Consider the following 24,427-nt stretch of genomic DNA (forward strand, 5'->3'; position numbering starts at 1 on the left):
ATTAGCCCAGTTTGATGGCTTCTTGCACGGCTTCGCCCAGTGTCGCGGGGCTGTCCGCAACAACGATACCGGCTTCTTTCATGGCTTCGATCTTGCTTTCTGCGTCACCTTTGCCGCCTGCAACGATCGCGCCGGCGTGGCCCATGCGACGGCCGGGAGGGGCTGTGCGGCCTGCGATGAAACCGGCGGTTGGTTTCCAACGGCCTTTCTTCTTTTCGTCGGCAAGGAATTGTGCGGCTTCTTCTTCGGCGGAACCACCGATTTCACCGATCATGATGATCGACTGTGTTTCGGGATCGGCCAGGAACATCTCGAGGATATCGATATGCTCGGACCCTTTGATGGGGTCGCCGCCGATGCCAACAGCAGAGGATTGGCCAAGGCCAAGATCAGATGTTTGTTTCACGGCCTCATAGGTAAGCGTACCCGAACGCGAGACAACCCCGCAGGTGCCGCGCTTGTGGATGTGGCCCGGCATGATGCCGATTTTGCAAGCGTCAGGTGTGATAACACCGGGGCAGTTTGGCCCGATCAGGCGTGATTTGGAGCCGTCGAGCGCGCGTTTGACGCGCATCATGTCCAGCACAGGGATGCCTTCGGTGATGCAGATGATCAGTTCCATTTCAGCGTCGATCGCCTCGAGGATGGAATCGGCTGCGAAGGGCGGGGGAACATAGATCACGGTTGCATTGGCTTCGGTGACATGGCGCGCTTCGTGGACCGAGTTGAAGACCGGCAGATCAAGGTGCGACTGCCCGCCTTTGCCGGGTGTCACACCGCCAACCATTTTGGTGCCATATGCGATGGCTTGCTCTGTGTGGAACGTGCCCTGCGAGCCGGTGAGGCCCTGACAGATCACTTTGGTGTTTTCGTCTACGAGGACTGCCATTGTTATTTCCTATCTGTGGTTCGTAATGCTGAAAGATCAGCATTGTTATCTGAGAGGGCGTAGGCCCGTGAATTGTGCCGGGCTGACTTAGGCCACTCCAGTTTTAATATTTGTGTTGTCGAAAGGGATGTTCATGTCGCGGCCGCTGTTGCACGCGCTGCAACCGGCGTCGCCAACGCGACACCGGTTATAAAACTTCAAACACATGCTCAAAGGGCGCTGCGTCACTTGAATTAACCCTTAACGGCTTTCACGATCTTCTGTGCACCGTCTTTAAGATTGTCGGCGGCAATCACATCCAGACCGGAGTTGTTGATGATCGCTTTGCCTTCTTCGACGTTTGTGCCTTCGAGGCGGACAACCAGCGGAACCTTAAGGCCGACCTCTTTCACAGCAGCAACCACGCCTTCGGCGATGACGTCGCAGCGCATGATACCGCCAAAGATATTAACCAAGATGCCTTTGACTTGCGGGTCGGAGGTGATGATCTTGAACGCTTCGGTCACTTTCTCTTTGGTGGCACCGCCACCAACATCAAGGAAGTTCGCAGGCTCAGCGCCATACAGTTTGATGATGTCCATTGTGGCCATCGCCAGACCGGCACCGTTCACCATGCAGCCGATTTCACCGTCCAGCGCGATATAGTTCAGGTCGTACTTGGACGCCTCAAGCTCTTTCGCATCTTCTTCGGTGGTGTCGCGCAATTCAGCGATGTCGCCGTGGCGGTACATTGCGTTGCCATCAAAGCTGACCTTGGCATCAAGTACCTTCAGGTCACCGCTGTCTGTGACGATCAGCGGGTTGATTTCCAGCATTTCCATGTCTTTTTCGACAAAGGCTTTGTACAGTTGGCCCATCAAGGTCACGCATTGTTTCACTTGTTTGCCTTCAAGGCCCAGCGTGAACGCAATACGGCGACCGTGGAATGCCTGATAGCCGGTTGCGGGGTCTACCGAAAAGCTAACGATTTTCTCGGGGGTCGATGCGGCGACCTCTTCGATGTCCATGCCGCCCTCGGTCGAGCAAACAAAACCAACACGCGATGTTTGGCGATCAACGAGCAGGGCAAGGTAAAGCTCTGTCTCAATACCGGAACCGTCTTCGATGTAGATGCGGTTAACTTGCTTGCCAGCAGGGCCGGTTTGATGCGTGACCAATGTGCGGCCCAGCATTTTCTTGGCTTCTTCGGCAGCTTCTTCCACCGATTTGGTTAGGCGTACACCGCCCTTGTCGCCAGCGTCCGCTTCTTTAAAGGACCCTTTGCCGCGACCACCTGCGTGGATCTGCGCCTTGACCACCCACAATGGGCCGTCCATTTCGCCAGCGGCTGTTTTTGCGTCTTCTGCTTTCAGTACGACGCGGCCGTCGGATACTGGCGCGCCATATGTGCGCAATAGGGCTTTCGCCTGATATTCGTGGATGTTCATGAAAAACGGTCCCGTATTTGTTCCAGTCAAATCGCGGTATACGATTGAGTCTTGATACTGGGTAAACAGTTTTTTGCGGAAATACAGTTTTTTTCAAACAAAAGCGACATTTGTGATCACACGATAAATCGGTGTGATCACAAATATGCCTATGCTATCGGGAACGCCCTTTGGAACAGGGCTGCGATATTTACGGGTTGAGATGATTTTGGGGAAAACTTGATTCAATGCCCAGTAAATCAAGGGCGATTAATATTGGGTGACGACATACTCTTGCATCGGATTGCTGCTCTAACGAACGGAAGCTTAGTCGCGATTAGCTTGTGTGATTTGATTTCACTCGCCCCAAGCCTGTGGGCAAAGTTGTGGCGCGGCCATGCGGTGCGCCACAACGCGAAGCTATTTCGGCATCAAAGCCCAGTAGTCCAGATCTAGCAGAACATTGGGCAGATATTTCCCGTCTTCACCTTTCAGTTTAAACGGATCGCCGCCCTTGGTTGCAACCAACCGCAAGCGGATGGCACCAACGCCGGGCGCGGATGTGTCCGCTTTGTCCAACACCTCGGACCAAGCGCGAATGGTGTCGCCGGACAGGCACGGGTTGGCGTGCGCGCCGCCATTCAACCCGACGATCATCTGCGCGTTGGCCAAGCCGTTAAACGACAATGCGCGCGCCATTGAAATCACATGCCCGCCATAAATCAGCCGCGACCCGTCCGGGCGGGCGGAGGTGTCGAAATGCACCTTGGCAGTGTTTTGCCATAGACGGGTGGCCATCATGTGTTCGGCCTCTTCCACGGTGACGCCGTCAACATGGTCGATCTTTTCGCCAATTTCGTAATCGCCCCAGCGGTGCGGTTCGCCGGCCAAGGTGAAATCGTAGTTGGTGAAATCAAGATCATCAGGAATATGCAGTTGGCCCACGCTCAGCGCCTTGGGCAGATTTGGCACACCTTCGGCAGGGGCGGGGGCATTGATGTCGCGTTTGCGGACCATCACCCACCGGACGTATTCCAACACCTTGGTGTCGTCCTGATTATAGCCCGAGGTGCGCACATAGACGACACCGGTTTTCCCGTTTGAGTTCTGCTTGAGGCCGATTACCTCGGACACAGACCGCAGTGTGTCGCCGGGCCAGACGGGTTCCAACCAGCGGCCTTGAGCATAGCCCAGATTGGCGACGGCATTCAGCGATACATCAGGCACGGTTTTGCCGAATACGATGTGAAAGGTGATCATATCGTCCATCGGGCTGAACGGCAGTCCGCAGCTTTGCGCGAATTGATCGGATGAATACAGCGCGTGGCGTGCCGGATACAGCGCGTGGTAAAGTGCGCGTTCGCCGCCCTTTACCGTGCGGGGCACCGCGTGCTGGATCGTTTGGCCGACGCTGTAATCTTCGAAAAACCGGCCTGCGTTTGTCTTGTTGCCCGCCATCAGTGCGCCCCCAGTTTCGTTTCTGGTGTATAGGTGCCTTCGACTTCTTTCGTGACGGCCTGCCCGCAGCGCATCACGCCCGCGGCGTCATCCCATGTCTGGGTGGGGGAACCGTGAAGCTCCCATCCTTTGTTCAGGGCTTCGGTAACCTTGTGGCAAAAGGCGGACGTGTCCTCTTCGGACAAGAAACGATAAAGCTTCATCAGAGTACTTTCAGATTAAGAGACGGGCGAGACACCAAGCAATGTGTGGATCGCAATAGTGATGATCAGCATTACAACCGTGATGACGGCCAGACGGATATATGTCGCCTTGCCTGCGGCGGGCGGCGGTGTCCAATCGGGTTCAGCTTTGTTGATCAGGATGACCGAACCCACAGCCCACGCAAGCATACCGCCGAACAGGATAATCGACGCAAGATCACCGTTCACCAGCAGATGCGCGACAGCCCAGATTTTCACCGCCATCAATTGCGGATGCCGGGTTTTGTAGGCGGGCCATGCTTTCGCGCCTTTGGCTGCACTTGATCCGTAGACCCAGAACGCGAACACCATCAGCAGGTTGTTGAGATGCGTCAAAAAGCTGGGCGGATACCAGACGTCAATAAACGCGGCACCTCGATACCCGATAATGATCATAACGAGAGAGACCACGATCGCCACAGCGATCACGCCTTTGCCCTTGTTGCCAAGGGCGGCGCGATGTTCCGGCATCAGCCGTCTGAAATAATGCGCACCGACCCAAAGGATCATGCCGAGGATCAATAGTGCCATCATGGGGCTACTCCGCTTGTAGGGCCGCGATTGCGTCCAGTTTTGCCAATGTTTCGCGGGCTGTGGCAACATGCAGGTTCTCTACAATGCGGCCATCCACGACTGCCACACCCTGACCTGTCGCTTGCATTTCGTCAAACGCTGCGATCTGGCGGCGGGCAAGGTCTGCTTCGGCCTCGGACGGGGAAAATGCTTCGTTCGCCACGTCCAGCTGCGCTGGGTGGATCAACGTCTTGCCATCAAAACCCATATCGCGGCCTTGGTCACATTCAACGCGGTGGCCTTCGTCATCCTTGAACGCATTATAAACGCCATCGATGATCGCGATGCCGTTGGCCTTGGCGGCCAATACACATAGGCCGAGGCTTGTGAGCAGGGGCAAGCGGTCGGGACGGACGCGGGTTTGCAGATCCTTGTTCAGGTCGTTGGTGCCCATGACCATACATTGCAGTTTCGGATGCGCCCCAATCGCAGCAGCGTTGAGCATTGCACCGGGTGTTTCCATCATGGCCCATAGCGGAATGTCACCTGTGATCGCGGCAAGCGCGTCCAGATCTTCGGGGCTGCCGACCTTGGGCAACAGAATCGCATCGCAATCCATGGAAACGGCAGCGCGGGCATCGTCCGCACCCCATTCCGTGTCCAGCCCGTTAATACGGATCACTTTAAAACGGCTGCCGTATCCGCCGTCTTTCAGCGCTTGTGCCAAGGTTTCGCGGGCGGCGGCTTTTTCTTCCGGAATAACGGCATCCTCAAGGTCGAAAATAATCGCGTCAGCGGGCAGGCCGCGGGCTTTGTCCAGGGCGCGGTCTTTTGAGCCGGGGATATACAGGACAGAGCGTAGGGGGCGGGTGATTTTCGACATGATATGATCCTCCGAGAAATATTGTTGCGCGCAGGTCTGCATTTTTTAACGAAAACTTCAAGCGTAATTGTGCCGCGATGCAGCAATTCACGGGGCGATATTAGGTCAACCCGTCCCAGATCAGTTTGCTACCGGTGGCCAGCAGCAAGACATAGGTGAGCGCGAAAAAGTGTCTTTCAGAAATGAATCGATGTGCTTTGACGCCGATCCACGCCCCAAGAATGGCAAAAGGGGCAAGAACAAGATCAGCCGTCATCGTGTCCCATGTGAATATCCCCAAAAACGCATAGGGGATAAATTTCGCGATATTGATCGTCCAGAACAACAGGACGGTGGAGGCTTGAAATTCCGTTTTCGTGAGGCCCCGTGACAGCAGGTAAATAGCGGCGGGAGGGCCACCGGCATGGCTGACAAAGCTGGTAAAGCCCGCGACGCTTCCCCAGAAAATGCCCATCCAGTTTGGCATGGCCTGTCGCGCCGCACGTATCCAACCTGCACCACGTGCCCATTGCCAAATCACAAAGCCGACCGAGATGCTGCCAATCAGCAGGCGGAAAAAATCGGGTGACGCAATTTTATACAGGGCAGCACCCAAAAGAACCCCGGGAATGCCGCCGAGGACCAGTAGTTTAACCTCATGCGCCCGCCACTTGCGCCAATAGGGTTTCAGTGTTGTGACATCGATAAGCATCAGTAACGGCAACATAATTCCCAGTGCCAACCCGGGTTCGATCACCAGCGCAAGGACCGATGAACTGGCGAAAGCGGCCCCCGATCCGAACCCGCCCTTTGATATGCCCGCAAAAATAACGGCCGGCCCCGCGATGAAAAAAAACCAAAGATCAAACGTCATCACATGGAACTTTCTAAGGGCGGTATCTGCGCAAAATTTATTTGTCGGAATTCGAAACTGACTTGGAACTCATTGGCGATATCTTGGTTAGTCCTGCAACCGAGCGATGTTCGCTTGGCGCTAAGTCTAGTACTTAAATAGGAGTAAACAGTAATGAAACGTTTTCTTGGAACCACCGCAATCATTCTTTCTCTGACGGGCCCAGCATTTGCAGCCTCGCATGCCGAAAACGGCATCGGCAGCACAGTGGCGCAATCGTCTGACTTCTTTGCATCCGATCTGATCGGCATGCGTATCTACAACTCTGAATCTGACGTTGATACGAACATGACAGTCGCCAATGGCGCAGAAACCGAATGGGACGACATTGGTGAAATCAATGACATCCTGCTCGACGAAAATGGCGATGTTAAAGCCGTTATTCTGGGCGTCGGCGGTTTCCTTGGCATGGGCGAACGTGACGTAAGCGTAAGCATGGACAGCATCAAAGTCCTGCGTAGCGAAGACGACGCCGATGACCGTTTCTTGGTTGTAACAACGTCGAAAGAGATGCTTGAGCAAGCACCTGAATTCGAACGCCCCATGGACGAAGACATGGATGAAAACATGGATCGTGCCGAAACAGACCATTCCGCAACATCGGAAATGGATAAAGAAGCCCGTGCAGAAGAGCGCACAATGCTGACACGTCCAACCGTAGCCTACGAAGGCTATTCGGATGCCGACGTTGAAGACATGCAAGCACTGACAGCTGAGGATCTGGAAGGTTCTTATGTTTACGGCGCGAATAACGAAACCGTAGGCGAAGTCGACAGCCTGATTCTGGGCGACGACGGTCAGATCAATGAGGTCGTGATCAATGTTGGCGGTTTCCTTGGCTTGGGTGAAAAACCTGTTGCCGTGACCTGGGATGAACTGCAGGTCCTGAAAAATGCCGAAGGCGACGACTTCCGCATTTACATCGACAGCAGCGAAGAAGCGCTTGAAGCGCAACCTGAATACCAAGGTTAATCCGAAAACACGCGCCGAGGTTGGGTTGTTTAACCCACTAAGGTAAATTAGGGGCCATTTCCTGCCGGAAGTGGCCCTTTTTTATGCGTTTGTTCACCTTCCTTGGGCCATGATCCACGGGCAACTTGCACGGTGCGATGCATTTCGCTATCCCGTGGCCAATCTTAACCTTGTCGGAGTACACCACATGGCCAGACCCAAAATCGCGCTTATCGGCGCTGGGCAGATCGGGGGCACGCTTGCCCATCTCGCAGCAATCAAAGAACTGGGCGACGTCGTTTTGTTCGACATCGCCGAGGGCGTTCCACAGGGGAAGGCGCTTGATATCGCTGAATCCGGCCCGTCGGCAAAGTTCGACGCGACCATGTCGGGTGCCAATGATTATGCAGATATCGCAGGCGCTGATGTTTGTATCGTTACAGCTGGCGTTGCCCGCAAGCCGGGGATGAGCCGCGATGACCTGTTGGGCATCAACCTGAAGGTCATGAAGTCCGTTGGCGAAGGCATTGCAGCCCACGCACCAAACGCATTCGTTATCTGTATCACAAACCCGCTTGATGCGATGGTTTGGGCACTGCGCGAATTCTCTGGCCTGCCACACCACATGGTTTGCGGCATGGCTGGCGTTCTTGATTCGGCACGCTTCCGTCACTTCCTGGCGACTGAATTCAACGTATCCATGAAAGACGTCACAGCGTTCGTTCTGGGCGGTCACGGTGACACCATGGTGCCACTGACGCGCTATTCGACTGTTGCCGGTATCCCATTGCCTGATCTGGTAAAAATGGGTTGGACCACACAGGATAAACTGGACGCAATCGTTCAGCGCACCCGTGATGGCGGTGCGGAAATCGTGGGCCTGCTGAAAACCGGTTCGGCGTTCTATGCCCCCGCAACATCGGCGATCGAAATGGCCGAAGCTTACCTGAAAGACCAAAAGCGTGTGCTGCCCTGTGCCGCATATGTTGACGGCTCTTATGGCTTGAACGGTTTCTACGTTGGTGTGCCAACCGTTATCGGTGCAGGCGGCGTGGAACGCGTTGTCGAGATTTCGATGGATAAAGACGAACAAGCGATGTTCGACAATTCCGTCAATGCCGTAAAAGGCTTGGTTGATGCGTGCAAAGGCATCGACGGCTCTTTGAGCTAAAGTATTGGCCGGGCAGCACCGCGTGCTGCCCTGCCTTTTCGCAATGCTGGCGTTACCAGTGGCTGCGAAATTCCTTCCCTCCATCCGCGCTAGGGAAGCCGCCGATTTACCAAATCCGTAATATGCCGCTGAATTCTTACTGATTTTATCGGGTTTACGGCTTTGTGATCACATGAAAAAAATTCGTGATCACAAACTGATAATTGTTGTGAATGTTTCACATTTTTTAACGAATTTGGTGCGCAAACATAGGTGAAACCAGTCCTCTGTGCGTGACAGTATCGAAAATACCGCTATCTATAGGCAGAACTTGACGAGAAAAGGAATCCATCATGGCTGATGTGAACCGGGGCAACCGCCCGCTGTCTCCACACCTGTCGATCTACCGCCCGCAATTAACGTCGATGACATCGATCCTGACCCGGATCACAGGCAATGCAATGCTGGTCGCCGCGTTGTTGATCGTTTGGTGGTTCTTGGCGGCCGCGACGTCGCCCGAAGCATACGCGACGGCCAACGGATTTATCACCAGCTGGTTCGGCGATCTGGTGATGTTCTTTTCGCTGCTCGGCCTTTGGTATCACACCCTTGCTGGCATCCGGCACCTGATCTGGGACAACGGCTATGCGCTGGATATCCCAACGGCTGAAAAGCTGGGCTGGGCCATATTGGCCGGGTCGGTCGTGCTGACCATCATCACCGCGCTGATCATTTAAGGGGAATAGACATGGCTTATTTGACAGACCGCAAACGCGCGCTTGGCTTGGGGTCGGCGAAATCCGGCACCGCTCATTTCTGGGCGATGAAAGTCAGCTCGGTTGCGCTGCTCATCCTGATCCCGCTGTTCGTCTTTACCTTTGGCGCGGCACTGGGCGGCACCTATGAAGAGGTGCTGGCCTATTACGCCAAACCGTTCCCTGCAATCGTGGCCGCACTGACATTGGCCGTGGGGTTCAAGCATTTTAACGACGGTGTGCAGGTGATGATCGAAGACTATGTTCATGGTCTTTCGCAGAAAATTGCCATCATCTTGATGACTTGCCTCAGCTACGGCGCGGCGGCGGTTGGCATTTTCGCCATCGCACGCATCGCGCTTTAATACAGAATTCGCACTACGGGAGTCCGAGACATGGCTGCATACGAATATGAAACGCATGAATATGATGTGGTTGTTGTGGGGGCCGGTGGTGCCGGTCTGCGCGCCACCCTCGGCATGGCCGAGCAGGGGCTGAAAACGGCCTGCGTTACCAAAGTTTTCCCGACACGGTCGCACACTGTTGCAGCGCAGGGCGGCATCGCCGCGTCGCTGTCGAACATGGGCCCTGATAACTGGCAGTGGCACATGTACGACACCGTCAAAGGGTCTGACTGGCTGGGCGATACGGATGCGATGGAATACCTCGCCCGTGAAGCCCCCAAAGCGGTTTACGAGCTTGAGCATTACGGCGTCCCATTCTCGCGCACCGAAGCGGGCAAGATTTACCAGCGCCCGTTCGGTGGCCACACAACTGAATTCGGCGAAGGCCCCCCCGTACAGCGCACCTGTGCCGCCGCTGACCGCACCGGCCACGCGATCTTGCACACGCTTTATGGTCAATCGCTAAAGCATAACGCGGAATTCTATATCGAATATTTCGCCATCGATTTGATCATGTCCGAAGACGGCGTGTGTCAGGGCGTTTTGTGCTGGAAGCTGGACGATGGCACCATGCACCTGTTCAGCGCCAAGATGGTTGTTCTGGCAACTGGTGGCTATGGCCGCGCCTATTTCAGCGCCACATCGGCCCACACCTGTACAGGTGACGGCGGCGGTATGACCGCACGCGCAGGGCTGCCCCTGCAAGATATGGAATTCGTTCAGTTCCACCCGACCGGTATCTATGGCGCGGGTTGTTTGATCACCGAAGGCGCACGCGGGGAAGGTGGATATCTGACCAACTCCGAAGGCGAACGGTTCATGGAACGGTATGCGCCCACCTATAAAGACCTTGCCAGCCGCGACGTTGTTTCGCGCTGCATGACGATGGAAATCCGCGAAGGGCGCGGAGTGGGCGAAAACAAAGACCACATTCACCTGCACCTGAACCACCTGCCCAAAGAGACACTGGACCTGCGCCTGCCGGGCATTTCGGAATCGGCGCGTATTTTTGCCGGTGTTGATCTGACCAAGGAACCGATTCCGGTTCTGCCGACAGTCCACTATAACATGGGCGGCATTCCCACGAACTATTGGGGCGAGGTGCTGTCACCCACCGCTGACAAACCTGACAACGTTGCACCCGGCCTGATGGCTGTGGGCGAGGCTGGCTGCGCTTCGGTTCACGGTGCGAACCGTCTTGGGTCAAACTCGCTGATCGATTTGGTGGTGTTCGGCCGGGCCGCTGCGATCCGCGCCAAGGACATCGTTGATCCGACGACACCAGTGCCCACGCCAAATCAACGCTCGATCGATGCGGCATTCGACCGGTTTGACGGTCTGCGTTATGCCAAGGGCGACATCGCAACTGCCGAGCTGCGTCTAGAGATGCAGAAAACTATGCAGGCCGACGCTGCTGTGTTCCGCACCGACAAGACGCTGAACGAAGGCAAAGTGAAAATGGACGAGGTCGCAGCCAAGACGGCGGACCTTAAAGTGACGGACAAGTCGCTGGTCTGGAACTCTGACCTGATGGAAACGCTTGAGCTGACCAACCTGATGCCGAACGCTGTGGCAACGATCACAGCCGCGGCCGCGCGCAAGGAAAGCCGCGGGGCGCACGCCCACGAGGATTATCCTGATCGCGATGACAAAAACTGGCGCAAGCACAGCCTTGTTTGGTTCAAGGGGAACGAAGCGTCGCTTGGCTATCGCGGCGTTCACCTTGATCCTTTGACGACCGAGAAAGAGGGCGGCATCGACCTCAAGAAAATCGCACCGAAAGCGCGGGTGTACTAAAGCTACGGTTCCGGTCCGGCACATGCCGGGGCGGGGCACACACCAATCCAAAGGAAACACTGTGTCAGTTGCGGGATATTCATTTCAAAACACCTTGGCAGGCCTGCGCAACAGCACCGGCCGCTCGGCAGCGTTATGCATGGTGTTGATGGCAGCGGGCCTATCTGCCTGTACAGAGGCGTCCGACCGCGTTGATGAAATCGCCCGCGAAAGCACCAAAGGTGTTGTCACAGAAACCATCGCCACGCGGTTTCCCGAAGTGCCAAAGCAGATGATTACGCCATTTACCGACTGTGTGATCGACCATGCCAGTGCCGACGAGGTGCGCGTTTTTGCCAAGTCGGTGGTGATTGGTGTGGATGACACGACCGTTGCGACTGTACGCTCTGTTCTGTCGCGCCCTGAAACCGTGCGCTGCCTGTCGCAAAGCAGTCTTGGCCTGACGGGAACTCTTGGCTGATGGGGGTTGAGGGGGAAAGCAACGTGATGGCGGAGCAGATCAAAGCGGCCGAGATGGACGCCCTGCGTGACCGTTACCGCAAGGGATCGACGCAAGAGCGGTCAAAGATCAAGGCGTCGCTTGGCCCGGTCGAGATCGAATTCGCTGACATCAAGATGCTTGTTGATCCCCGCGACAACTATACCGAAACCCGCATGTGGCTTGACGGCTGCCCGCCCGAGCTGAAATCGCTGGTGGCTGTGGTTGAGCTGGTGGAAGATCGCAACGTTCTGGTGATGGACATCGGTGCCAACTGCGGTGCCTTCACCATTCCGCTGGCCCTTGCGTGCGGCAAAGGATCGCGTGTTATCGCGTTTGAACCCAATCCGATCATGGTGGGGCGTTTGGGCCATAACATACAGCTTAATAACCTTGCCGACGTCATTCGGATCGAAGGCTGTGCATTGTCTGATCACGAGGGCGAGGCGATGCTGAACTTTCGCGGGCATAACTACGGTCAGGCGTCATTAATGGACGTTAAGCCCGGGATGCGTAATGGTACGATTCTGGTGCCCACCCGACCGCTGAGCCACTTTACAGCCGCGTCGAAAGATCACGATTTCACGCTGATAAAAATCGATGTTGAAGGTGCCGAAGAAACCGTTCTTGGCCCGATGCTGGATGGTGCGCAGTCTGGCGGATGGTTGCCCGATGCGATCTTGATCGAGGTGCGCCATGCCGATGAATGGCAGACAGACCTTTGCGAAAAAATACTGGCCAGCGGTTTCGAAGAAACCATGCAGGCCGAAGGAAACGCGCTTTATCTTAAGAAAAAATAAGCGCCCGAATTTATTGAAAACGGGGTAACGCCCGGCAGACCAGGAGAAGCGATATGGTTCAACTCACGCTCCCAAAAAATTCCCGGATGACATCCGGTAAGACGTGGCCAAAACCCGAGGGTGCCAAAAACCTCAAGCAGTTCCAGATTTACCGCTGGAACCCTGATGACGGTAAGAACCCTGCCATCGACACCTATTTCGTCGACATGGACAGCTGCGGCCCGATGATTTTGGACGCTCTGATCAAGATCAAGAACGAGATCGACCCGACGCTGACATTCCGCCGTTCCTGCCGCGAGGGGATTTGCGGATCTTGCGCGATGAACATCGATGGGATCAACACCCTTGCCTGTACCTACGGCGTTGAAGAGGTGAAGGGCGCGGTGAAAATCTATCCTTTGCCGCACATGCCTGTGGTCAAGGATTTGATCCCCGACCTGACCCATTTCTATGCGCAGCACGCGTCAATCCAGCCTTGGCTGGAGACCGAAACGCCAGCCCCTGCAAAGGAATGGAAGCAGTCGATTGATGACCGCGCCAAGCTGGATGGTCTGTACGAATGTATCATGTGTGCGTGTTGTTCCACGTCCTGCCCCAGCTACTGGTGGAATGGCGACCGTTACCTTGGGCCAGCCGCGTTGCTGCACGCCTATCGCTGGTTGATCGACAGCCGTGATGAGGCGACGGGCGAACGTCTGGACGAGCTTGAAGATCCGTTCAAGCTGTACCGCTGCCACACCATTATGAACTGCGCCAAGACTTGCCCCAAAGGTTTGAACCCGGCGGCGGCCATCGCGAATATCAAAAAGATGATGGTCGAACGCACCATCTAATCAGCATTGCCCATCCCGCATGCGTCGGGGTGGGCCGGCAGGCCTTCTATGCCTCTTATTCTAATCACCTTTATTATCGTATTTCTGATTGTCGCCTATGTTACCCGGCGCGGCACAGATACACGCGCCTGCCGTTGGCGTAAAAATGCGTCGCGGGACAAGGGCAACCTGCAATATTACCGCTGCGCGGCCTGCGGTGCCGAAGAGTACACTGACGCAAAAGGCCCGCCGCAAGACTGCAAATCCAAAGTAACCTCGCGGCCACTTTGAACACGGTCCTCGACACCGCCATCGGTCGTCGACTAGCCTTTCTCTGAGCTAGGGGGGAACCATGAAAGATAAGAATTTCAAAGCAGATGTGATAGTAGTTGGCGCTGGCCTTGCTGGCATGGTTGCCGCCCACGAGGCGATTTTGCGCGGGCGTCGCGTGTTGTTGATAGACCAAGAAGGCCCGCAAAGCTTGGGCGGTCAGGCGTTTTGGTCCCTTGGCGGGCTGTTCATGGTTGATACGCCCGAACAACGCAGGCTGGGTATCCGCGACAGTGCAGAACTGGCCCTGCGCGATTGGATGGGGTCCGCCCAGTTCGACCGTCCCGAGGATGCAAACCCGCGCGCCTATGCCACACGATTTGTCGAATGGGCCGCTGGCGATATGCGCGGCTGGCTGCACGGGTTGGGCATGCGGTGGTTCCCTGTCGTCGGCTGGGCAGAACGCGGTGGGTCAATGGCGGGGGGGCACGGCAATTCAGTGCCCCGTTTCCACATCACCTGGGGGACAGGTACCGGTGTGGTGGCCCCCTTTGCTAAGCTGATGCAGGACCATGCCGCCGCCGGACAGCTGCACATGGCGTTTCGCCATCAAGTTACCGGGCTTGAGGTCACAAACGGTGCCGTGTGCGGGGTGTCGGGGGATGTGCTTGAAGACACAACCAAGCCGCGCGGGGAAAGCACGAGCCGTTCAGTCATTGGCGCGTTCAGCTATCAAGCCGAGTCCGTAATTTTGACGACGGGGGGCATTGGTGCCAATCATGACTTGGTGCGCACGCATTGGCCCGCCGACCGTCTGGGGAACCCGCCGCGCCGCATGGTTTCGGGCGTCCCTGATTACGTGGACGGCAAGATGCACGGCATCGCGGCGACGGCTGGTGCGGGGCTGATCAACGAAGACCGGATGTGGCACTATTGCGAGGGTGTTGAGAACTGGAACCCGATCTGGCCTAACCACGGCATTCGTATTTTGCCCGGCCCCTCGTCGATCTGGCTGGATGCCAAGGGCGACCGGATGGAGGCCCCCTGCATGCCCGGTTTCGACACGTTGTCGACGCTCAAGCGGATATTGCAGGCGGGCGAACACAGCTGGTTTATCCTCACCCAAAAGATTATCGAAAAGGAATTCGCCCTGTCAGGGTCTGAGCAGAATCCTGACCTGACAGATGGCGGCTGGCGCGATGTGTTGAAAGCGCGGCTTGGCAAGGGGGCAACGCCCGCTGTTGAGGCGTTCAAGGAAAATGGCGCTGATTTCATCGTCGCGGATCGTTTGGAAGAACTGGTTGCGGGGATGAATAAGCTAACCCCGGATCAGCCGCTTGATCTGGACCATGTGCGCAGCCAGATCGCGGCGCGGGATGGGCAGTTAGACAACTCGTTTTCCAAGGACGCGCAGATCACCGCGATCCACGGTGCGCGCAACTATCGGGGGGACAGGCTGATCCGCACGGCGAAGCCGCATGCCATTCTGGACGCTAAAAATGGTCCGTTGATCGCGGTCAGGCTGAATGTTCTGACCCGTAAAAGTTTGGGCGGGCTGCATACCGATCTACAAGGCAGGGTGCTGACCCCACAGGGCGACGTTTTGCAGGGCCTTTTCGCTGCAGGCGAGGTTTGCGGCCTTGGCGGCGGGGGTTATCACGGGTATAACGCGCTTGAGGGGACATTCCTTGGAGGATGTTTATTCTCGGGCCGAATTGCAGGGAAAAACGCATGAACACACCAAAAGACGCAGCTGCACGGCGCGCGGTTAAACCGGTTATCTGCTATCCGGTTGATACGCTTCCTGTGCCGGACATGGCGACGTATGAAAACGCGCGCGCCATGATGACTAAGGTGGACGAAGTTCTGGTGCCGCCGCGCGATGCGGGATGCTTTACCGTGCCTGCGGGGCATTTCTTTCGGATTGTCAGCGTCGAGGGTTCGCAGGTCGGCGACTTGAACCTGTGGGCGCGTGATAATCTGCATGAACGGTTCTATTCCGGCAAAACCCGCGCGTTGCACGGCACACATATCACGACTGGCCAGCGCATGTGGACCAGCTTTCCCTATTTGCGCCCCATGGCGACGATCACCCATGATACGCTGGGCTGGTACGGCAAGGATGAATTTGGCGGATCGGTGCATGATGTTATCGGCACGCGTTGCGACCCCTATACCCATCACTTGTTGGCGGGCGGGCAGTACCATCATTGCTGTCATTCTAACCTGACCCGCGCCTTGGCAAACCATCTGGGCGTTCCCGTGGCCGAGGCAGAACCGTACGTGCATGATGTGTTGAATGTCTTTATGTGCACCGGATTTACCCGTGAAACGGGCCAGTATTTTATGAAGGCCAGCCCGGTTCGGCCGGGTGACTACCTTGAGTTTTACGCCGAGATTGATCTGCTGGGCGCGTTAAGCGCCTGTCCGGGGGGAGACTGTTCGGCAGAGCATTCTTCGGATGCTGCGGCCTGCTATCCGCTGCTGGTCGAGATTTATGCGCCTGAAGCAGGAAGCATGGATGCGGTGGCAGAACCCGATATCAGCGGCTATGACCGGTCTCATGGCATCTAGCGCTTAAACCCCGATGCGGGGTTTAAGCGTGCCGGCAATTTTTATGCGTCGGGAAAGGCCGCTTTTAGCGCAATCTCGACCATGTCGCCAAAGGATTGTTCACGCTCTGATGCGGGCAATGCTTCACCGGTTTGCAGGTGGTCGCTGACGGTGAGTACAGCCAAAGCCCGGCATTTATGGCGTGCTGCCAAGATATAAAGCTCGGCGGCTTCCATCTCCACGCCCAAGACGCCGTGGCGTACCATTTGCTCGTCCAGATCGGGTCGTTCGGCGTAAAACACATCAGACGAATAAATGCCGCCGACATGGGTTTTGGTATCCATTGTTTGCGCGGCCGTAACGGCAGCTTGCAACAAGGACCAATCGGCACAAGGCGCGAAATTCATTTCGCGGAAAATACCAGAAGAGGGGGACGTGATTGTTGTCGCGGTCATTGCAATAATGACGTCACGAATGCCAACATGCGGCTGCATGCCGCCACATGATCCGATGCGGATCAGTGTTTTGGCCCCATAGGTCGAAATCAGTTCATTGGCATAGATAGAAAGCGACGGCATTCCCATTCCGGAACCTTGAATGGTAACGCGGTGGCCATTCCATGTACCGGTAAAGCCAAGCATACCGCGCACTTCGTTCACAAGTTTGGCGTCTTTCAGAAACTTTTCTGCCGCCCATTTTGCGCGATAGGGGTCACCGGGCATTAAAACCGTTTCAGCGATTTCGCCCACTTGGGCACCGATATGTGTCGTCATTTTGATATCTACCGTTAAATGTAAAAGAGCGCCCCGGATTTGGGGCACTCTATTCTACGTTGCAAATTTAGCCTTAGATGGCGAGGTCGTCAGGCGAAACGCCTTTGGCTGTCAGTTCACGGTACCAATTTGGCTGGCGGCCTTTGCCAGTCCAAGTTTGGGATTTGTCAGCAGGATTTGCGTATTTTGCGGCAGCTTTGGCCCCCTTTGGTTTTTTAGCACCCGAAGATACTTCATCCAAAGAGAAACCAAATTCAGCCGCTGCTTTTTCAGCTGCTTTACGCGCTTCCACACGGTCGCGTTCATACGCGGATTTAATCGCAGTTTTCACGTCGTTCAACAAAGTCTCAAGCTCTTTATGAGACATGGAGTCTAGATTAATGCTCATTTTACTCGTTCCTATTCAGTAAGTGACTTTCGCTTTACGCGAAAAGAATAAACAAAAAAAGAAAATAAGCGCCTAATCAAATTACTGTGCTGCAATAGTTTCCGGGTCTGCCAGTATTACGATATCTTGCATGATTGTATTCAACTCAAAGTCTTTGGGCGTATAAACCCGTGCCACACCCATTCCGAGAAGTCGTATTTTATCGTCTTCGGGAATGATTCCGCCCACGACGACTGGAATATGTCCAAGACCAGCCTCACGCATCTGCGCCATCAGGTCTTCGACCAGCGGAATATGCGACCCTGAAAGAATAGAAAGCCCGACAACGTGATGGTTACCCTCTTTCGCGGCTTTTACGATTTCGGACGGCGTCAGGCGAATACCCTCATAGGCGATGTCCATGCCGCAATCGCGGGCACGTACGGCAATTTGTTCCGCGCCATTTGAATGACCATCAAGCCCGGGCTTGCCAACCAGAAAGCTAAGTCGGCGGCCCAGACGTGTGCTTACGGCATCCACCGCCTCGCGCAGATCATCCAACCCTTCTGTCTTGTTCGACCGACCTGCGGCAACGCCGGTGGGTCCGCGATATTCGCCATGCACGGCCCGCATTTGCGCGGCCCATTCACCTGTGGTGACCCCTGCCTTGGCAGCGGCGATTGACGGTTCCATGACATTGCGCCCTTCTGCGGCGGCCGCGCGTAGATCTGCCAGCGCCTTGTCGACGGCGGCCTGATCGCGGTCCTCGCGCCAGGCGTTTAGGCGGTTAATCTGATCGGCCTCAACGGCTGGGTCAACGACCATGATGCCGCCATCGCCGGTCATTAGCGGCGATGGTTCGCCTTGTTGCCACTTGTTGACGCCGACAACAATTGTTTCGCCCTGTTCGATCCGGCCCAGACGGTCGGCGTTGCTTTCGACCAGTCGCGATTTCATGTAATCGATTGCGGAAATTGCACCGCCCATACCGTCAAGGTTGGCCAATTCGGCGCGCGCGCCTTCCTTCAACGCTTCGACTTTGCGGTCAACAGCGGGGTTGCCATCGAACAGATCGTCAAACTCAAGCAAGTCAGTCTCGTAGGCCATGATTTGCTGCATCCGCATCGACCATTGCTGATCCCACGGGCGCGGCAGACCCAAAGCTTCGTTCCAGGCGGGCAGTTGAACGGCACGGGCACGGGCGTTTTTCGACAGCGTGACAGCCAGCATTTCGATCAAAATGCGGTAGACGTTGTTTTCGGGCTGCTGTTCCGTCAAACCAAGGGAGTTCACCTGAACGCCATAACGGAAGCGGCGGAATTTGGGGTCCTCGACGCCATAGCGTTCAAGGCAAATTTCATCCCACAGGTCACCAAAGGCGCGCATTTTGCACATCTCGGTAACGAAACGGATACCCGCATTCACAAAAAATGAAATCCGGCCAACCAGTGTCGGGAAATCTTTCTCGGGCACGCGGGGGCGCAGGGCATCCAGCACGGCGGTGGCCGTGGCCAAGGCAAAGGCCAATTCCTGTTCGGGTGTCGCGCCAGCCTCTTGCAGGTGGTAGGAACACACGTTCATCGGGTTCCATTTCGGCACGTTGGTATAGCAATATTCAGCCACGTCCGCGATCATCTTCAACGACGGGGCAGGCGGGCAGATATACGTGCCGCGCGACAGGTATTCCTTGATCAGGTCGTTTTGAACGGTTCCCTGCAAGGCGGAAACATCAGCGCCCTGTTCCTCGGCCACGGCAATATATAGCGCCAACAACCACGGCGCGGTCGCGTTAATGGTCATAGAGGTGTTCATTTGCTCAAGCGGGATATCTTTGAACAGCATCCGCATGTCGCCAAGATGGCTAACGGGAACGCCGACTTTGCCGACCTCGCCCCGTGAAAGAATATGATCACTGTCGTATCCGGTTTGTGTCGGAAGGTCGAAAGCAACAGAAAGGCCGGTCTGACCTTTGTCCAGATTGCTGCGGTACAGCGCATTGGATGCCTCGGCGGTGGAGTGTCCGGCATAGGTGCGGATAAGCCAAGGGCGGTCTTTGGTTTGTTGCGTCATGGTGCGGCCTTTCGTGAATCGGGCGAGCAATATTATTACCCTGACAGACTGATACTTGAAATAATCGGGCGGTGTCAATTCGCTGCATCGCGGCATGTTGAGGAGGCTTACGGGCGTTGACAGTTTGCCCTGTGTGGGTCTGCAAAATGGCGACAGGCGGCTGGAGGTGATCTGTCCCGCGGCCGGTCACGCCCCCAAGGACCATGGCGAGAACAGCTTTTAATATTGCCCAGCCCCTTTTGGTTCTGCAAGGGTGGGCCGATGACGCAGACCGTTGAACTTCCTATCTGGCTATTTGTGGTGATTTTGCTTTTTGCAGCAGTCACAGCGCTAAGCCATTTCTTATTACCATCCGTGCGTTGGTTTTTCCGGCTGCGCCTCGAGCGGGCGGTGGCACGGCTGAACAAGCGGCTGACACGCCCGATTGAACCGTTCAAGCTGGCCCGCCGTCACGACATGATCCAGCGGCTGATCTATGACCCCCAAGTCAGTCAGGCGATTGCGGATCATGCCCGCGCAGAAGGCATTCCCGAAAACGTCGCGTTCGAGCAAGCACGCCGATATGCGCGCGAGATCGTTCCGAGCTTTAGCGCCTTTGCCTATTTCAGTTTCGGCATTCGGCTTGCTCGGTTTTTGGCCAACACGTTGTACGAGGTACGCACAGGCAGCAACAACGCCGCCGTGATCGAAAAGATACCCAGCGACGCGACGGTGATTTTCATCATGAACCACCGCAGCAACATGGATTATGTATTGGTGACCTATCTGGCGGGCGAGGCGTCTGCGCTTAGCTATGCGGTAGGGGAATGGGCGCGGGTTTGGCCGCTTAGCCGTTTGATAAGATCGATGGGTGCCTATTTCATCCGCCGCAAATCGCGGGGGGCGCTGTACCGCAAAATTCTGGCGCGCTACGTTCAAAAGGCGACCCAAGGCGGCGTGACCCAAGCAATTTTCCCGGAGGGTGGGCTGAGCCTTGATGGCAAGTTGATGCCGCCGAAAATGGGGCTGCTCGGCTATGTACTTGAGGCCGACCTTGCCGATCGGGACGTGGTGTTCGTGCCGGTGGCTATTAACTATGATCGGGTTTTGGAAGATCGCGTTTTGATTGCCGCAGGCCAAGCAGGTACCCGCCGGTTCAAGGCGCGCATATCGGTAATCTTGATATTCATCCTTCGGAAAACATGGTTGCGGATACGCGGCAAGTTTCTGCGCTTTGGTGAAGCGGCAGTGGTTTTTGGTGAACCCGTCCCATTGCGTGACTATGGCCCTAACCCCGATGTGGATCGTGTGGCCCAAGATTTGATGGGGCGCATCGCCAGCGAGATGCCCTTGCTGTTTGTTCCGCTGATGGCGCATGCATTGGTGTCGGCCGCAGGGCCAATGACCGATGACGCGCTGACTGCTGAGATGGCGCGGCTGTTGGGGCAGGCGAAAACATCCATAGACATCCCGCATGATGATTTTGACGACGCGGTCGATAAGGCACGGGAGCATCTGGTCCAGCGCGGGATGATACAGCCTGCCAACGGTTTAATTGAAGTGGTGCCAGATCAACTGCCTGCGTTGACCTTCTATGCCAACTCAATCGCGCATTTCTTTGAAAAATAGAACCCAGCCCCGATTTTTCTGCGGTTGCAAAGTTATAAAGTTGCAAATTCCACCCAATTCCGGTTGCATTGTTGCGCTGCGGGCAATATCTCACTTTTAGACGCCGCGATTCTGCACTGCGGCACAAACGAATTCTGACAGTGGAGACCCCCATGGCCCTGGACACGAACATTGCGCAGTACGATGCGCCGGAAAAAGACCTGTACGAAATCGGTGAAATTCCTCCGATGGGGTATGTGCCCAAGCAAATGTACGCTTGGACCATTCGCCGCGAACGTCACGGCAACCCGAACACGGCGATGCTGGAAGAAGTGGTGGATGTTCCAAAACTCGACAGCCACGAAGTGCTGGTTCTGGTTATGGCGGCTGGCGTTAACTACAATGGTGTCTGGGCTGCCTTGGGCAAACCGATCAGCCCGTTTGACGGCCACAAACAACCCTTTCACATTGCCGGTTCCGATGCGTCGGGGATCGTATGGGCGGTTGGCGACAAGGTAAAACGCTGGAAAGTCGGCGACGAGGTTGTGATTCACTGCAACCAAGACGATGGCGATGACGAACATTGCAACGGCGGCGACCCGATGTATTCGCCCAGCCAGCGCATCTGGGGCTATGAGACACCTGATGGGTCATTTGCCCAGTTCACCAACGTGCAGGCACAGCAGCTTATGCCACGTCCCAAGCACCTGACCTGGGAAGAGGCCGCCTGTTATACGCTGACCTTGGCGACGGCGTACCGGATGCTGTTCGGTCACGAACCACACGACCTGAAGCCTGGCCAAAACGTACTGGTTTGGGGCGCATCGGGTGGTTTGGGGTCTTACGCGATCCAGCTGATCAACACCGCTGGCGCAAATGCGATTGGTGTTATCTCGGATGAATCAAAGCGTGATTTCGTCATGGACTTGGGGGCAAAGGGCGTTCTGAACCGCAAGGATTTCAACTGCTGGGGGCAGATGCCAACAGTGAACACACCGGAATACGCCGCCTGGTTCAAAGAGGCGCGCAAATTCGGTGCGGCGATTTGGGAAATCACGGGTAAAGGCGTGAACGTCGATATGGTGTTCGAACACCCCGGCGAGGCGACATTCCCTGTGTCCACCTTCGTTTGTAAAAAGGGCGGCATGGTTGTGATCTGTGCCGGTACCTCGGGCTTTAACCTGACACTGGACGTGCGGTATATGTGGATGCACCAAAAGCGACTGCAAGGCAGCCACTTCGCCCATTTGCAGCAAGCGTCCTCGGCGAACAAACTGATGCTTGAGCGCCGTTTGGACCCGTGCATGTCGGAAGTCTTTACATGGAATGACCTGCCCGCCGCCCACATGAAAATGTTGGCAAACGAGCACAAGCCGGGGAACATGTCTGTTCTGGTACAGTCACCGACAACCGGTTTGCGTACCTTGGAAGATGCTTTGGAAGCGAAAAAGTAAGAAACACACGTTCGAATAGGACGGAATGCGCCCGCGAATCGGTTAACCGCTTTGCGGGCGCGATGCGTTTGAAAGTGGCATTTTGTGAAACAATAGCTTGTCTGAACGCTATCCCACCAGAAATGGGGAGTTGGAAACCGCGACTATGTGCAAATTTGAACGCATGCTATGGTTGTGTTAATCAATATTTAACCACAAAAGTGAGAATTTTAACATGCAAAGCGACTGGATATTGGAAGTTCTCACCGATCTGAAGGCATTCGCGACAATCAACGGTTTGCCTGTATTGGCCGAACAGTTGGATGATACCGCGATTGTTGCCTTGGCCGAGATTTCCGCCCGTGAGGACAGGACTGGACGGAAGCCAAATGGTAGCGATCTCTGCAAAGCTGGATCTGATATTGGAGGGGCTGGAACAGGCCACCACATTTGAGGGTCTACAAGTCGCCAGCGAAGCGCTGCGGGACCACTACAATCTTGCGCATGTCGTGTATCACTGGGTTGATTCCGCAGGGGATCAATATGGCTGTGGCACTTATTCGGAGGCCTGGCAGGAACGCTATCTAAGCCAGAATTACCTGCGCACGGACCCGGTGATATCGGGGTGCTATCAACGTTTTCATCCTGTGGATTGGAAACGGTTGGATTGGAGCAGCAAAGCCGCGCGCGCATTGCTGTTGGAAGCGATTGAATATGGCATCGGAAACCAGGGTTTTTCTGTTCCAATACGCGGGCCAAACGGGCAATTTGCGCTTTTTACCGTAAACAATTCCTGTAGCGATCCGGAGTGGGAAGCCTTTACTGAGGCCAACCGCCGCGAGCTTATTTTGATTGCGCATTATTTCAACGAAAAGGCGCTGGAATTGGAGCCGGGGCGCAAACCAGAAGCCGCGCAAGCGCTTTCGCCGCGTGAAGTCGACGCAATGACCTTGATCGCAATTGGGTATAATCGGGCGCAAGTTGCAAACACCCTATCCATTTCGGAGCATACCTTGCGCGTATATATTGAAAGTGCGCGGTTCAAATTGGGCGCGCTGAATACCACCCATGCTGTGGCGCGTGCGCTTAGCCGCGGGCTGATTATTGTGTAGCTGGCCAAGAAGGGGGCCAGCCCCCGCCTTTCAGGCTCCCCCGGGATTTTAATCCATTTGGAAAAGTGAAGTTGCGATTCCGGTTGTTTTGGCGGGCGCTGACATCGGCCAGCGTTAAATAACCCACATGTATTGAGACCCCCGAACCAGCAAGGGGATGCAGCAATTCATGTTGAGATACATTTACGGCGACCAACTGAAAGAACACCCGAAACTGAGTGCAACCATGTTTCGCGACAGGGCGGCGCAATTCAAAGACCGGTTGAATTGGGATGTTACTGTCGATGCCGACGGGTTTGAGCAAGACGCATACGATGGGCTAAACCCCCTATACGTGATTTGGGAGTTGCCGGGGGGCATCCATGGCGGGTCGATGCGGTTTTTGCCGACAACAGGGCGGACCATGGTCAATGAGCATTTCTTGGAATTATTGGAGGGGCCTATTCGCAGCCCCTTGATTTGGGAATGCACACGGTTTTGCCTGAGCGCGGATGCGTCCGGGCAGGCCGCCGCTGCGCTAATGCTGGGCGGTGGAGAGATTATGCGGGGCTTTGGCGTTGCACATTTCGCGGGGGTTTTTGATGCGCGGATGGTTCGGATATACCGAATGACGGGTGCGTCGCCCGAAATTCTGGGCAGCAGCGGTGAGGGCGCGGCACGGATCAGCGTGGGGCTCTGGAGCTTTGACCAAGCGGCGCAAGCGCGATTGGCGGAACGGTCGGGTATTTCGCCGCGCCAATCCGCGCAGTGGTTTGAGCAGAGTTTCGGGGCAGCTTCTGCGATGAAGATTGCGTTTAGCGGCTAAGTTGTCTGGTCCCCGGCGCGGCCCTGA

Annotated in this window: 25 protein-coding genes; 15 read left to right on the forward strand and 10 right to left on the reverse strand. The window is 55.7% G+C overall.

Annotation, left to right across the window (positions count from 1 at the left end):
* Window position 1: 1 nt before the first annotated feature.
* The 7 genes from sucD to WNY39_RS12110 form a co-directional block, all read right to left on the reverse strand.
* On the reverse strand, window positions 2–889 hold the full coding sequence (sucD, locus tag WNY39_RS12080) for a succinate--CoA ligase subunit alpha (RefSeq protein WP_341233322.1): 888 nt from the start codon (window positions 887–889) through the stop codon (window positions 2–4).
* A 233-nt stretch (window positions 890–1,122) separates the two neighbouring features.
* Window positions 1,123–2,316, reverse strand: coding sequence for an ADP-forming succinate--CoA ligase subunit beta (gene sucC, locus WNY39_RS12085; protein ID WP_342845772.1), 1,194 nt, complete (start codon window positions 2,314–2,316; stop codon window positions 1,123–1,125).
* A 399-nt stretch (window positions 2,317–2,715) separates the two neighbouring features.
* The gene (locus WNY39_RS12090) at window positions 2,716–3,753 is read right to left on the reverse strand and encodes a MaoC family dehydratase (RefSeq protein ID WP_342845773.1); all 1,038 of its coding nucleotides are present in this window, start codon (window positions 3,751–3,753) and stop codon (window positions 2,716–2,718) included.
* Window positions 3,753–3,956: a DUF1737 domain-containing protein gene (locus WNY39_RS12095; RefSeq protein WP_341233325.1), complete on the reverse strand. Its 204-nt coding sequence runs from the start codon at window positions 3,954–3,956 to the stop codon at window positions 3,753–3,755. The genes WNY39_RS12090 and WNY39_RS12095 overlap by 1 nt, the downstream gene beginning before the upstream one ends.
* A 15-nt stretch (window positions 3,957–3,971) precedes the next feature.
* Window positions 3,972–4,529, reverse strand: coding sequence for an NnrU family protein (locus WNY39_RS12100; RefSeq protein ID WP_342845774.1), 558 nt, complete (start codon window positions 4,527–4,529; stop codon window positions 3,972–3,974).
* A gap of 4 nt (window positions 4,530–4,533) precedes the next feature.
* Window positions 4,534–5,391, reverse strand: a complete 858-nt coding sequence (locus tag WNY39_RS12105; protein WP_342845775.1) for a CoA ester lyase — start codon at window positions 5,389–5,391, stop codon at window positions 4,534–4,536.
* Window positions 5,392–5,491: 100 nt separating this feature from the next.
* Complete coding sequence (locus WNY39_RS12110) at window positions 5,492–6,244, reverse strand: sulfite exporter TauE/SafE family protein (protein ID WP_342845776.1); 753 nt, start codon at window positions 6,242–6,244, stop codon at window positions 5,492–5,494.
* 153 nt (window positions 6,245–6,397) lie between these two features.
* On the opposite strand from WNY39_RS12110, the gene WNY39_RS12115 reads away from it, so the two are divergent.
* The 11 genes from WNY39_RS12115 to WNY39_RS12165 all read left to right on the forward strand — a co-directional run bounded on the left by WNY39_RS12115 (window position 6,398) and on the right by WNY39_RS12165 (window position 16,274).
* On the forward strand, window positions 6,398–7,255 hold the full coding sequence (locus tag WNY39_RS12115) for a PRC-barrel domain-containing protein (protein WP_341233329.1): 858 nt from the start codon (window positions 6,398–6,400) through the stop codon (window positions 7,253–7,255).
* Window positions 7,256–7,442: 187 nt separating this feature from the next.
* The gene (gene mdh / locus WNY39_RS12120; RefSeq protein WP_093917053.1) at window positions 7,443–8,405 is read left to right on the forward strand and encodes a malate dehydrogenase; all 963 of its coding nucleotides are present in this window, start codon (window positions 7,443–7,445) and stop codon (window positions 8,403–8,405) included.
* A 332-nt stretch (window positions 8,406–8,737) separates the two neighbouring features.
* Window positions 8,738–9,121 carry a succinate dehydrogenase, cytochrome b556 subunit gene (sdhC, locus tag WNY39_RS12125; protein WP_342845777.1) on the forward strand — a complete coding sequence of 128 codons (384 nt, stop codon included), beginning with the start codon at window positions 8,738–8,740 and terminating at the stop codon, window positions 9,119–9,121.
* An 11-nt stretch (window positions 9,122–9,132) separates the two neighbouring features.
* Window positions 9,133–9,504 (forward strand): succinate dehydrogenase, hydrophobic membrane anchor protein, encoded by a 372-nt coding sequence (gene sdhD / locus WNY39_RS12130; RefSeq protein ID WP_341233331.1) that lies wholly within the window; start codon window positions 9,133–9,135, stop codon window positions 9,502–9,504.
* Between the two features lie 30 nt (window positions 9,505–9,534).
* On the forward strand, window positions 9,535–11,340 hold the full coding sequence (gene sdhA / locus WNY39_RS12135) for a succinate dehydrogenase flavoprotein subunit (RefSeq protein ID WP_341233332.1): 1,806 nt from the start codon (window positions 9,535–9,537) through the stop codon (window positions 11,338–11,340).
* 61 nt (window positions 11,341–11,401) lie between these two features.
* On the forward strand, window positions 11,402–11,800 hold the full coding sequence (locus WNY39_RS12140) for a hypothetical protein (RefSeq protein WP_342845778.1): 399 nt from the start codon (window positions 11,402–11,404) through the stop codon (window positions 11,798–11,800).
* Window positions 11,800–12,618 (forward strand): FkbM family methyltransferase, encoded by an 819-nt coding sequence (locus WNY39_RS12145; protein ID WP_342845779.1) that lies wholly within the window; start codon window positions 11,800–11,802, stop codon window positions 12,616–12,618. Before WNY39_RS12140 ends, WNY39_RS12145 begins: the two co-directional genes overlap by 1 nt.
* Window positions 12,619–12,671: 53 nt before the next feature.
* Complete coding sequence (locus WNY39_RS12150; protein WP_341233335.1) at window positions 12,672–13,451, forward strand: succinate dehydrogenase iron-sulfur subunit; 780 nt, start codon at window positions 12,672–12,674, stop codon at window positions 13,449–13,451.
* A gap of 48 nt (window positions 13,452–13,499) precedes the next feature.
* Window positions 13,500–13,721 carry a hypothetical protein gene (locus WNY39_RS12155; RefSeq protein WP_342845780.1) on the forward strand — a complete coding sequence of 74 codons (222 nt, stop codon included), beginning with the start codon at window positions 13,500–13,502 and terminating at the stop codon, window positions 13,719–13,721.
* A 61-nt stretch (window positions 13,722–13,782) separates the two neighbouring features.
* On the forward strand, window positions 13,783–15,435 hold the full coding sequence (locus WNY39_RS12160; RefSeq protein ID WP_342845781.1) for an FAD-binding dehydrogenase: 1,653 nt from the start codon (window positions 13,783–13,785) through the stop codon (window positions 15,433–15,435).
* Complete coding sequence (locus WNY39_RS12165; RefSeq protein ID WP_342845782.1) at window positions 15,432–16,274, forward strand: DUF1989 domain-containing protein; 843 nt, start codon at window positions 15,432–15,434, stop codon at window positions 16,272–16,274. Before WNY39_RS12160 ends, WNY39_RS12165 begins: the two co-directional genes overlap by 4 nt.
* Before the next feature lie 41 nt (window positions 16,275–16,315).
* Here WNY39_RS12165 and deoD read toward each other — a convergent pair whose 3' ends face one another.
* The 3 genes from deoD to WNY39_RS12180 form a co-directional block, all read right to left on the reverse strand.
* Entirely contained in the window at window positions 16,316–17,026 is a 711-nt protein-coding gene (gene deoD, locus WNY39_RS12170; RefSeq protein ID WP_342845783.1) for a purine-nucleoside phosphorylase, read from the reverse strand.
* Window positions 17,027–17,099: 73 nt separating this feature from the next.
* Window positions 17,100–17,414 (reverse strand): H-NS family nucleoid-associated regulatory protein, encoded by a 315-nt coding sequence (locus WNY39_RS12175; protein ID WP_341233339.1) that lies wholly within the window; start codon window positions 17,412–17,414, stop codon window positions 17,100–17,102.
* 81 nt (window positions 17,415–17,495) lie between these two features.
* On the reverse strand, window positions 17,496–19,559 hold the full coding sequence (locus WNY39_RS12180) for a protein meaA (RefSeq protein ID WP_342845784.1): 2,064 nt from the start codon (window positions 19,557–19,559) through the stop codon (window positions 17,496–17,498).
* Between the two features lie 165 nt (window positions 19,560–19,724).
* Here WNY39_RS12180 and WNY39_RS12185 point away from each other — a divergent pair, with 165 nt between their 5' ends.
* The 4 genes from WNY39_RS12185 to WNY39_RS12200 all read left to right on the forward strand — a co-directional run bounded on the left by WNY39_RS12185 (window position 19,725) and on the right by WNY39_RS12200 (window position 24,400).
* Entirely contained in the window at window positions 19,725–21,071 is a 1,347-nt protein-coding gene (locus tag WNY39_RS12185; RefSeq protein WP_342845785.1) for a 1-acyl-sn-glycerol-3-phosphate acyltransferase, read from the forward strand.
* Between the two features lie 152 nt (window positions 21,072–21,223).
* On the forward strand, window positions 21,224–22,504 hold the full coding sequence (gene ccrA, locus WNY39_RS12190) for a crotonyl-CoA carboxylase/reductase (RefSeq protein ID WP_341233342.1): 1,281 nt from the start codon (window positions 21,224–21,226) through the stop codon (window positions 22,502–22,504).
* A 368-nt stretch (window positions 22,505–22,872) separates the two neighbouring features.
* The gene (locus WNY39_RS12195) at window positions 22,873–23,595 is read left to right on the forward strand and encodes an autoinducer binding domain-containing protein (protein ID WP_342845786.1); all 723 of its coding nucleotides are present in this window, start codon (window positions 22,873–22,875) and stop codon (window positions 23,593–23,595) included.
* A gap of 169 nt (window positions 23,596–23,764) precedes the next feature.
* Window positions 23,765–24,400, forward strand: a complete 636-nt coding sequence (locus tag WNY39_RS12200; protein WP_342845787.1) for an acyl-homoserine-lactone synthase — start codon at window positions 23,765–23,767, stop codon at window positions 24,398–24,400.
* The last annotated feature ends 27 nt before the right edge of the window (window positions 24,401–24,427 follow it).

Origin of the sequence: Sulfitobacter sp. AS59, assembly GCF_038899995.1 — a bacterium.
In the GTDB taxonomy this organism is placed as follows: Bacteria; Pseudomonadota; Alphaproteobacteria; order Rhodobacterales; family Rhodobacteraceae; genus Sulfitobacter.

Coding starts and splice junctions, on each gene's coding strand:
- WNY39_RS12150 (WP_341233335.1), top strand. CDS start 12,672: ATGGTTCAACTCACGCTCCCAAAAAATTCCCGGATGACATCCGGTAAG.
- WNY39_RS12095 (WP_341233325.1), bottom strand. CDS start 3,956: ATGAAGCTTTATCGTTTCTTGTCCGAAGAGGACACGTCCGCCTTTTGC.
- WNY39_RS12115 (WP_341233329.1), top strand. CDS start 6,398: ATGAAACGTTTTCTTGGAACCACCGCAATCATTCTTTCTCTGACGGGC.
- WNY39_RS12105 (WP_342845775.1), bottom strand. CDS start 5,391: ATGTCGAAAATCACCCGCCCCCTACGCTCTGTCCTGTATATCCCCGGC.
- sdhD (WP_341233331.1), top strand. CDS start 9,133: ATGGCTTATTTGACAGACCGCAAACGCGCGCTTGGCTTGGGGTCGGCG.
- WNY39_RS12090 (WP_342845773.1), bottom strand. CDS start 3,753: ATGGCGGGCAACAAGACAAACGCAGGCCGGTTTTTCGAAGATTACAGC.
- sdhC (WP_342845777.1), top strand. CDS start 8,738: ATGGCTGATGTGAACCGGGGCAACCGCCCGCTGTCTCCACACCTGTCG.
- WNY39_RS12100 (WP_342845774.1), bottom strand. CDS start 4,529: ATGATGGCACTATTGATCCTCGGCATGATCCTTTGGGTCGGTGCGCAT.
- WNY39_RS12180 (WP_342845784.1), bottom strand. CDS start 19,559: ATGCCGCGATGCAGCGAATTGACACCGCCCGATTATTTCAAGTATCAG.
- deoD (WP_342845783.1), bottom strand. CDS start 17,026: ATGACGACACATATCGGTGCCCAAGTGGGCGAAATCGCTGAAACGGTT.
- sdhA (WP_341233332.1), top strand. CDS start 9,535: ATGGCTGCATACGAATATGAAACGCATGAATATGATGTGGTTGTTGTG.
- WNY39_RS12155 (WP_342845780.1), top strand. CDS start 13,500: ATGCCTCTTATTCTAATCACCTTTATTATCGTATTTCTGATTGTCGCC.
- WNY39_RS12185 (WP_342845785.1), top strand. CDS start 19,725: ATGACGCAGACCGTTGAACTTCCTATCTGGCTATTTGTGGTGATTTTG.
- WNY39_RS12165 (WP_342845782.1), top strand. CDS start 15,432: ATGAACACACCAAAAGACGCAGCTGCACGGCGCGCGGTTAAACCGGTT.
- WNY39_RS12175 (WP_341233339.1), bottom strand. CDS start 17,414: ATGAGCATTAATCTAGACTCCATGTCTCATAAAGAGCTTGAGACTTTG.
- WNY39_RS12110 (WP_342845776.1), bottom strand. CDS start 6,244: ATGACGTTTGATCTTTGGTTTTTTTTCATCGCGGGGCCGGCCGTTATT.
- sucD (WP_341233322.1), bottom strand. CDS start 889: ATGGCAGTCCTCGTAGACGAAAACACCAAAGTGATCTGTCAGGGCCTC.
- WNY39_RS12195 (WP_342845786.1), top strand. CDS start 22,873: ATGGTAGCGATCTCTGCAAAGCTGGATCTGATATTGGAGGGGCTGGAA.
- WNY39_RS12200 (WP_342845787.1), top strand. CDS start 23,765: ATGTTGAGATACATTTACGGCGACCAACTGAAAGAACACCCGAAACTG.
- sucC (WP_342845772.1), bottom strand. CDS start 2,316: ATGAACATCCACGAATATCAGGCGAAAGCCCTATTGCGCACATATGGC.
- WNY39_RS12145 (WP_342845779.1), top strand. CDS start 11,800: ATGGGGGTTGAGGGGGAAAGCAACGTGATGGCGGAGCAGATCAAAGCG.
- ccrA (WP_341233342.1), top strand. CDS start 21,224: ATGGCCCTGGACACGAACATTGCGCAGTACGATGCGCCGGAAAAAGAC.
- mdh (WP_093917053.1), top strand. CDS start 7,443: ATGGCCAGACCCAAAATCGCGCTTATCGGCGCTGGGCAGATCGGGGGC.
- WNY39_RS12160 (WP_342845781.1), top strand. CDS start 13,783: ATGAAAGATAAGAATTTCAAAGCAGATGTGATAGTAGTTGGCGCTGGC.